The 6,978-nt window shown below is 70.8% G+C and carries 6 protein-coding genes and 1 pseudogene; 5 read left to right on the top strand and 2 right to left on the bottom strand.

Features of this window, described 5'->3' with window-relative positions; all coding sequences use genetic code 11:
- Positions 1-500: pseudogene (locus OO69_RS47070) on the top strand (hypothetical protein); the annotation flags it as partial.
- Positions 501-601: 101 nt separating this feature from the next.
- Here the strand turns inward: OO69_RS47070 and OO69_RS47065 are convergent.
- Complete coding sequence (locus OO69_RS47065; RefSeq protein ID WP_033287195.1) at positions 602-1,015, bottom strand: organic hydroperoxide resistance protein; 414 nt, start codon at positions 1,013-1,015, stop codon at positions 602-604.
- 131 nt (positions 1,016-1,146) lie between these two features.
- On the opposite strand from OO69_RS47065, the gene OO69_RS47060 reads away from it, so the two are divergent.
- On the top strand, positions 1,147-1,620 hold the full coding sequence (locus OO69_RS47060; RefSeq protein WP_033287198.1) for a MarR family winged helix-turn-helix transcriptional regulator: 474 nt from the start codon (positions 1,147-1,149) through the stop codon (positions 1,618-1,620).
- On the opposite strand, the gene OO69_RS49700 is transcribed toward OO69_RS47060, so the two are convergent.
- Entirely contained in the window at positions 1,580-3,427 is a 1,848-nt protein-coding gene (locus OO69_RS49700; protein ID WP_106971245.1) for a glycosyltransferase family 39 protein, read from the bottom strand. The two genes, OO69_RS47060 and OO69_RS49700, sit on opposite strands and share 41 nt — an antisense overlap.
- A 179-nt stretch (positions 3,428-3,606) precedes the next feature.
- Here OO69_RS49700 and OO69_RS47050 point away from each other — a divergent pair, with 179 nt between their 5' ends.
- The 3 genes from OO69_RS47050 to OO69_RS47040 all read left to right on the top strand — a co-directional run bounded on the left by OO69_RS47050 (position 3,607) and on the right by OO69_RS47040 (position 6,975).
- Positions 3,607-4,878: a glycosyltransferase family 87 protein gene (locus OO69_RS47050; protein ID WP_106971244.1), complete on the top strand. Its 1,272-nt coding sequence runs from the start codon at positions 3,607-3,609 to the stop codon at positions 4,876-4,878.
- Between the two features lie 81 nt (positions 4,879-4,959).
- On the top strand, positions 4,960-5,940 hold the full coding sequence (gene galE, locus OO69_RS47045) for a UDP-glucose 4-epimerase GalE (protein ID WP_033287193.1): 981 nt from the start codon (positions 4,960-4,962) through the stop codon (positions 5,938-5,940).
- A gap of 57 nt (positions 5,941-5,997) precedes the next feature.
- A complete protein-coding gene (locus OO69_RS47040; protein ID WP_033287192.1) occupies positions 5,998-6,975 on the top strand; it encodes an ADP-ribosylglycohydrolase family protein in 978 nt (325 codons plus the stop codon).
- The last annotated feature ends 3 nt before the right edge of the window (positions 6,976-6,978 follow it).

Raw genomic sequence — 6,978 nt, 5'->3', positions numbered from 1 at the left:
GGGCGTTGGTGACGGTGGCCGCGTTGGGGGCAACTGCCGCGCTGGGTACGTTGGTTCTGGCCAGCGCCCTCCATTACCCGTCCCAGACCGACAGTCTTCAGGATCTGCTCACCGATCACTATGCCCGGCCCGACCGCACGCGGCTGTGGCCTGAATTCCTGCACCTGGAAGCGAACTTCTGGGTGGAGTGGACTCGGCAGCAGTTGTGGCAGCCGATGCTGGTGGCCGCGTTGGGTGCGGGGGTGTGGGGCGCGGTGCGGCGGCCGGCGTTCGGGGTGTTTCTGGTCGGGGCCGCGTTCACCGGAGTTCTCACGCAGGCCGCGCATCCCGATATCAGTGTGTGGGGTGGGCGGTTGATCGTGTTGGTGTGGCTACTGCCGGTGGTGGGGGTGCCGTTGTTGTTGGAGAGTGTGGTGCGGGGGAAGGCTGTTGTGGGGGTGGCCGCCGCAACTTCGGTTCCGGGGCAGGGAGTTGGGGAGCATGCCCCGTCGATGACGTGAGGTTCGGTGCGACGCGAGAGGGCCGGCGGCTTGTATGCCGCCGGCCATCTCTGTGCCGGGTCACGAGAGCGTCGTAGGAACCAACCGGAGCGTCGTAGGGACTACTCGACGACGAGGTCGACCTCGATGTTGCCGCGGGTGGCGTTCGAGTAGGGGCAGACCTGGTGGGCGGTCTCGACCAGCTTGCGGCCGGTCGCCTCGTCCACGGTGTCGGGGAGCTCGATGCGCAGGGTCACCTTGAGGCCGAAGCCCTCGCCCTGCTTGCCGATGCCGACCTCTGCGGTCACGGCCGCGTCGGTGACGTCGACCTTCGCCTGGCGGCCGACGAGGCCGAGGGCGCTGCCGAAACAGGCGGCGTAACCGGCGGCGAAGAGCTGCTCAGGGTTGGTGCCCTGGCCGTTGCCGCCCATCTCGACCGGGATGCCGAGCTGAAGGTCGATCTTGCCGTCGTTGCTGACCGCGCGGCCGTCGCGGCCGTGGGTGGCGGTGGCTACGGCGGTGTAGATCGCGTCCATTGGAAACCATCCCTCTCGGAAGACTTGGTGGGGGTGACCGGTCCGGGTGTCCGGGCCGCCTCACGGGGACAAGTAGAGCACACAATTCAATTGCCCACAACTAAATGGCCCGCTCGCGCTATCCTGGGGGCATGACCACCACTCCCGCCGCCGCGCCCACCGCGGATTGGCTCCGCCTCGACCAGCAGATCTGCTTCTCCCTGAACGCCGCGTCGCGCGCCTTCGGCGGTGTGTACCGGGTGATCCTCAAGGATCTCGGGCTCACGTATCCGCAGTACCTGGTGATGCTGGTGCTGTGGGAACACGGCGAGCTGCCCGTCAAGAAGCTTGGCGAACATCTGCGGCTCGACTCCGGCACGCTGTCCCCGCTGCTCAAGCGGCTGGAGACGGCGGGGCTTGTACGGCGTGAGCGGAGCGTCCGTGACGAGCGGTCGGTGGAGGTGCGGCTCACGGATGAGGGGGTCGCTCTGCGCGAGCGGGCGGTCGAGGTGCCTCGGCGGATTCTTGGGGCCACGGGGTTCGACATCGATGAGATCCGGGCGTTGCGGGAGCGGCTTGACCAGCTCACGGGGGCGTTGGATTCGGCGACGCTGGACGAGGCGTAGGTGTAGGCGTGGACACCGGCTGCGTGGATTGCGGGGGCATACGGCGGATGTAGAGGGCCAGCTTCACTCGCCCTCGTACGTACTGCTGTCTTCGCGCGAACTCCCCGTCCACGACGTCGAGTTTGACCCGGTCGGTGGGGTCGCCGGGGACCCAGCGCGAGGGCAGCAGGTTCGACTGCGCGACGATCCAGACGCGGTCCACACCGGCGAGCCGTGCGCGCAACTCCCCCGGCCCGATCTCACGCCCACTGAGCGTCCCCGACCTCGCCCCGGACTCCCCCAATGCGAGATCCCGGGCCCCGACGAACGGCCTCGGATACGCCAACGCCGTCACTCGCCAGAACGACGGCAGGAACAACACGGGGTCGCCGGGCCGTAGTTCACGTCCCGCGAGTGCGGAGACCGCGGCTAGGTTCTCGGGGCGGCGGGCCGCGTCACGGTCGTTGCGGTAGTCGGGGAGGCCGTGGAGGAAGGTGGCGGTTGCGGCCAGGACGCCGGCGACGGTGATGAGGTTGGCTCGGGTGAGAGATGGGCGGCTTGTGGCTGCGGTCGCGGTTCGGGTGCCGCCTCCAGCTGCGGCTTCGCCTCCGCCTCCGGCTCTCTGTCCGGCTCCGGCTGCGGCTCCGTCTCTGGTTCCGACTGCGGCTGCGGCTCGGTTCCCGCCTCCGGCTGCGGCTTCGCCTCCGCCTCCGGCTCTCTCTGCGGCTCCGTCTCGGGTTTCGAGTGTGGTTGCGGCCGTGGTCCTGTCTTCCGTTGCAGTTCTACGGTCGCTTCCCAGCCGGTGACCGGTCCCGCTCGCCGCGCCCACCAACTCGCGATGCCTCCCCGCCCTGGCTACGACCCGCTCGGCCTCCGCCCGCCTACCACTCGGCGCGCCCTGCCCCTCCAGCCACAGCCACCTCAGCGCCCCCAGCACCCGGTCCGCCCCCGCTGCCACCAACAGCGGTGCCCCCGCCAGCGCATACAGCACATACCGCTCGTGGAACAAGGGCCGGAATTGAGACACCGTCAGCAGGAGTACCGGGGGCAGCAGGAGCAAGGGCAGGGCGACCGAGGTGAGTCGGCCGGAGCCGAGGGCGAGGAGGATCAGGAGGAGCGAGGTCCAGAAGACGATGCCGGTCGGGGTGATGGCCAGGAAGTCGCGGGCTAGGCGTTCCGTGGTGTCCCAGTCCGGGATCCTCAGCCAGGCCACCTGGGCCGACTGGCGTTGGGACACCCAGGCCAGTGGCGACAGGGTGCCCAGCGCGACACCCGTTGCGCATCCCCAGCCGAGCCACACCTGCCTGCGTACCCGCGCCGCCGCCAGCGTCAGCGCGTGCGCGCAGAGCACCAGGGCCGCGAACTCGTGCAGCAGAAAGGTCACGGCGAGGACGGCGCCGTACGGCCACCAGGACCGGTGGAGTGGTTCCTCCAGCGCCCTCACCAGGAGCAGCGTCGCCCCGGCCACGCCCGCGGCGACGAGGGCATAGGAGCGGCCCTCCTGGGCGTAATGGCCGGTCAGTGGGGTGATCGCGTAGAGGAGGCCGGCCCAGAGGCCGACTCGGGGGCGGGCCAAGCGGACGCCGAGGGCCGCGACCAGGCCCGCTGTCGCCGTCGCGCCGCACACAGACGGTAGGCGGAGGGCCACCTCGCCGGGGTGGACGGCGAGGGCGAAGTGCATGAGGAGGTAGTACAGGCCGTGGACCGCGTCCACGCCGTGCAGCAGGTGCCAGATCTGCGGCACCGTGCGCCGCCCGACCAGGAACGTGACGCCCTCGTCGCCCCACATTCCGCCGCGGTCGAGACCCCAGAGCCCCAGCGCGAGCATGACGGTCACCGGCACGAACACCGCCACGGCCTCCGTCCTCGTCCACCGGAGTCGCCGCTTGTTCTCGTCCTCGTCCTGGCTGTCCACCTGGCTGATTTTGTACTGTTAGCAAGCTCTTACCGACGATTGACGGTGTATTAGCATTCCTGCGGCATTCACCCGGCTTACGATCCGCCATGATGAACGCCGCCCGCAGACACCGCCTCCTCGCCCTCACCCTCGCCTGGCTCGCCACCCGCGCGGGAATGCTGCTCCTCCTCGCGTACAACGGCCTTCCCCTGCTCGGCCATGGCGGGGTCGCCCGGGAGGTGTGGCGCCTCTACCACCACTGGTACGGCGTGCTGTCTCACGGCGCGTTCCCGGCGCACGATCCGCTGTGGCAGTACCCGCCGGGCGCCGGGCCCGTCCTGCTGGCGCCCGCACTGCTGCCGGACCTGACGTACTTCCAGGCGTTCGTGGTCCTCACCCTCGCGACCGACGCCGTGATCACCGTGGTCCTGGCCCGCGCGGGCACCCGCCCCGGCCACAGCCTGCGCGGCGCCGCGTACTGGATCGCCTGCCTCCCGCTCCTGCTGCACATGCCCCTCGTCCGCTACGACGTGCAGGTCACGGCGTTCGCCGTCATCTCCCTGTTGACGTTGTCGCGCTCCACGCGTGTGTGCGGCGCGTTCGCGGCGCTGGGCGCGCTGGTGAAGGTGTGGCCGGCGCTGGTGCTGCTGGGCATGCCGAGGGGGCGGACGACGCGGTCGGTGTGGTCGTGGGCGGTGGGGACGGGGGTCTTGTCGCTCATGTCTCTCGTGGTTTTGTTCAACAATCCTTTTGCCTTCTTGCGTCAGCAAGGCGGCCGGGGGGTGCAGATCGAGTCCCTCGGGGGTACCGTCCTCGGCCTGGCCACCCACGTCGGCTGGCCGGGGCAGGTGCACTACCGGTACGGCGCGATGGAGTTCACGGGGTCGTATGTCTCCGTCGTAGCCGATGCCTCCCTCGCGCTCACGGCGGTCGCCTTCGGGCTGCTGCTGTGGTGGCGGCTCCGGGCCCGCCGCTGGACCGACGCGACCCCGTACGACGCCGCCCTGAGCGCCGTCCTGCTGTTCACCGTGACCAGCCGGGTGATCAGCCCCCAGTACATGATCTGGCTGCTCGGCCTGGCCGCCGTCTGTCTGACCTCGCGGCACACGACCCAGCGCCTGGTGGCCGCGCTGATCGTGGCGGCGAGCGCCGTCAGCTCCGTCGAGTTCCCCGTCCTGTACGTCGACGTCATCCACAGCACCTGGACGGGCTGCGCCCTGATGGTCGTACGCAATGGCCTGCTGGCCGCCGCGGCCGTCCTCTCGTTCGTCCGGCTGTGGCGGTCGTCGAGGCCGCTCCCGGCGACGACGCACACGCGCGTGCAGTCGCCCGACCCCTACGGGGAGTCCCAGCAGCTGACCTCGGCACACTCCGGCGCCTGATTGACTGTGGGCCGAAACGCACGGGGGACGCAGCACCCGCGCGGGTCGAACGACATCCAGTGACGGAGGGGACGGCCGCACATGACCTGGCTGATCACCGGCGGCGCCGGCTACATCGGGGCGCACGTCGTGAGGGCGATGACCGAGGCGGGCGAACAGGCGGTCGTCTACGACGACCTGTCCACCGGCATCGCCGAGCGCGTGCCCGACGGCGTCCCCCTGGTGGTGGGTTCGACCCTGGACGCGGAACGGGTGGCCCGCACCCTCGCCGACCAGGACGTCACCGGAGTCGTCCACCTGGCGGCGAAGAAGCAGGTCGGCGAGTCGGTCGACCTGCCGTTGCACTACTACAGGGAGAACGTCGAGGGCCTGCGCGTCCTCCTGGAGGCGGTCACCACGGCCGGCGTCCCGTCCTTCGTCTTCTCGTCCTCGGCGGCCGTCTACGGCATGCCGGACGTGGAGCTGGTGACCGAGGAGACGCCCTGCGTCCCGATGTCGCCCTACGGCGAGACCAAGTTGGCGGGTGAGTGGCTGGTCCGCGCGACGGGCAGGGCGACCGGCCTGTCGACGGCCTCCCTGCGCTACTTCAACGTGGCCGGCGCCGGCGCCCCCGAACTCGCCGACGTGGGCGTCTTCAACATCGTCCCCATGGTCTTCGAGAAGCTCACCGAGAACGCGCCCCCGCGCGTCTTCGGCGACGACTACGCCACCCCGGACGGCACCTGCGTCCGCGACTACATCCACGTCGTGGACCTGGCCGAGGCCCACGTCGCCGCGGCCCGCGCCCTCCAGGCCTCCCCCGGCCGCGACCTCACCCTCAACATCGGCCGCGGTGAAGGCGTTTCGGTCCGCGAGATGATCGACCGCATCAACGCGATCACCGGCTACGACCGCCCCCCGACCGTCAACCCCCGCCGCCCCGGCGACCCGGCCCGCGTCGTCGCCTCCGCCGACCGCATCACCACCGAACTGGGCTGGAAGGCCAAGCATGATGTCGACGACATGATCGCGTCGGCCTGGGAGGGGTGGGTGCGGTTGCATCCGGGGGCGGCGCGCGCCTGATGAGCGCGATCCGATGAACTCCGGCCCGATGAACTCCGGTCCTGTGGGCGGCTGTTGATGAACTCCGGCCCGGTGGGCGGCTGTTCCCGGTCGGAACGCGCCTTGGGCGCCGTCCTCGGCTCCGCCGTCGGCGACGCTCTCGGCGCGCCCTTCGAGTTCGGTCCCGAAGGCGCCTTCTCCGCCCGCTTTCCGGTGGCCGGTCAGGGCGGTGAGATGTGCGGGGGCGGCGGCTGGGACCCGGGCGAGGCGACCGACGACACGCAGATGGCCGTACTCGTCGCGGAGTCGCTGCTGGAGTGCGGCGGGCTCCAACTCCCGGACATGTTCCGGCGGTTCAGGCAATGGGCGGCCGCCGACCCGAAGGACATCGGCCTGCAGACCGAGGCCGTGCTGACCGGCGGCGACCCCTGGGACCTGGCCGCCGCCCTGCACTTCCAGTCGAGTCAACGGGGCGCCGGGAACGGTGCGTTGATGCGTGCCGCCCCGTCGGCCGTTTACTTCGCGTGTGCGGGACGCGAGGCCACGATGGACGCCGCCCGCCGCATCTCCGCGCTCACCCATGGAGACCGCGCGGCCTGGGAAGGTACCGCCGTCTTCCACGAGTTGGTGCGCGTCGCGCTGGAGGGCGGCGACCCGCTCGTCGCCGTCGAGGAGACCCTCCAGTACGTCCACCCCGACCACCGGGAGCGCTACGGTGTCGTCCTCGCCCCGGACTGGCACCCCGACCTGGCGACCGAGTTCAACGGCGCCGTCTGGCCCTGCCTCGCCTCCGCCGTGTGGGCCCTGCGGACCACGGCCACCTACGAGGACGCCGTACGCGCCGCGATCGACCTCGGCGGCGACACGGACACCGTCGCCGCCGTGACGGGCGGCCTCGCGGGGGCGGTGTACGGGGGCGCGGCGATCCCGGAGCGTTGGGTCGAGGCCCTGCACGTACCGCTGCCGGGGTTCGGTGACCGGGTGCTGCGGGTGGCCGAACTCGGGGAACTGGCGCGGCGGTTGGACCATGGGGCGGCCGACTCGCCAGCCAGCTGAGGG

This window comes from Streptomyces sp. NRRL F-525 (genome assembly GCF_000716605.1).
In the GTDB taxonomy this organism is placed as follows: domain Bacteria; phylum Actinomycetota; class Actinomycetes; order Streptomycetales; family Streptomycetaceae; genus Streptomyces.
The sequence above is the reverse complement of the archived record's forward strand: the minus strand, read 5'-3'. Positions and strand labels throughout refer to the sequence as shown.

Bases quoted from the DNA above. Each gene is read 5' to 3' on its own strand.
- OO69_RS47065 (WP_033287195.1), bottom strand. From the start codon at position 1,015: ATGGACGCGATCTACACCGCCGTAGCCACCGCCACCCACGGCCGCGAC.
- OO69_RS47060 (WP_033287198.1), top strand. From the start codon at position 1,147: ATGACCACCACTCCCGCCGCCGCGCCCACCGCGGATTGGCTCCGCCTC.
- OO69_RS49700 (WP_106971245.1), bottom strand. From the start codon at position 3,427: ATGCTCGCGCTGGGGCTCTGGGGTCTCGACCGCGGCGGAATGTGGGGC.
- OO69_RS47050 (WP_106971244.1), top strand. From the start codon at position 3,607: ATGAACGCCGCCCGCAGACACCGCCTCCTCGCCCTCACCCTCGCCTGG.
- galE (WP_033287193.1), top strand. From the start codon at position 4,960: ATGACCTGGCTGATCACCGGCGGCGCCGGCTACATCGGGGCGCACGTC.
- OO69_RS47040 (WP_033287192.1), top strand. From the start codon at position 5,998: ATGAACTCCGGCCCGGTGGGCGGCTGTTCCCGGTCGGAACGCGCCTTG.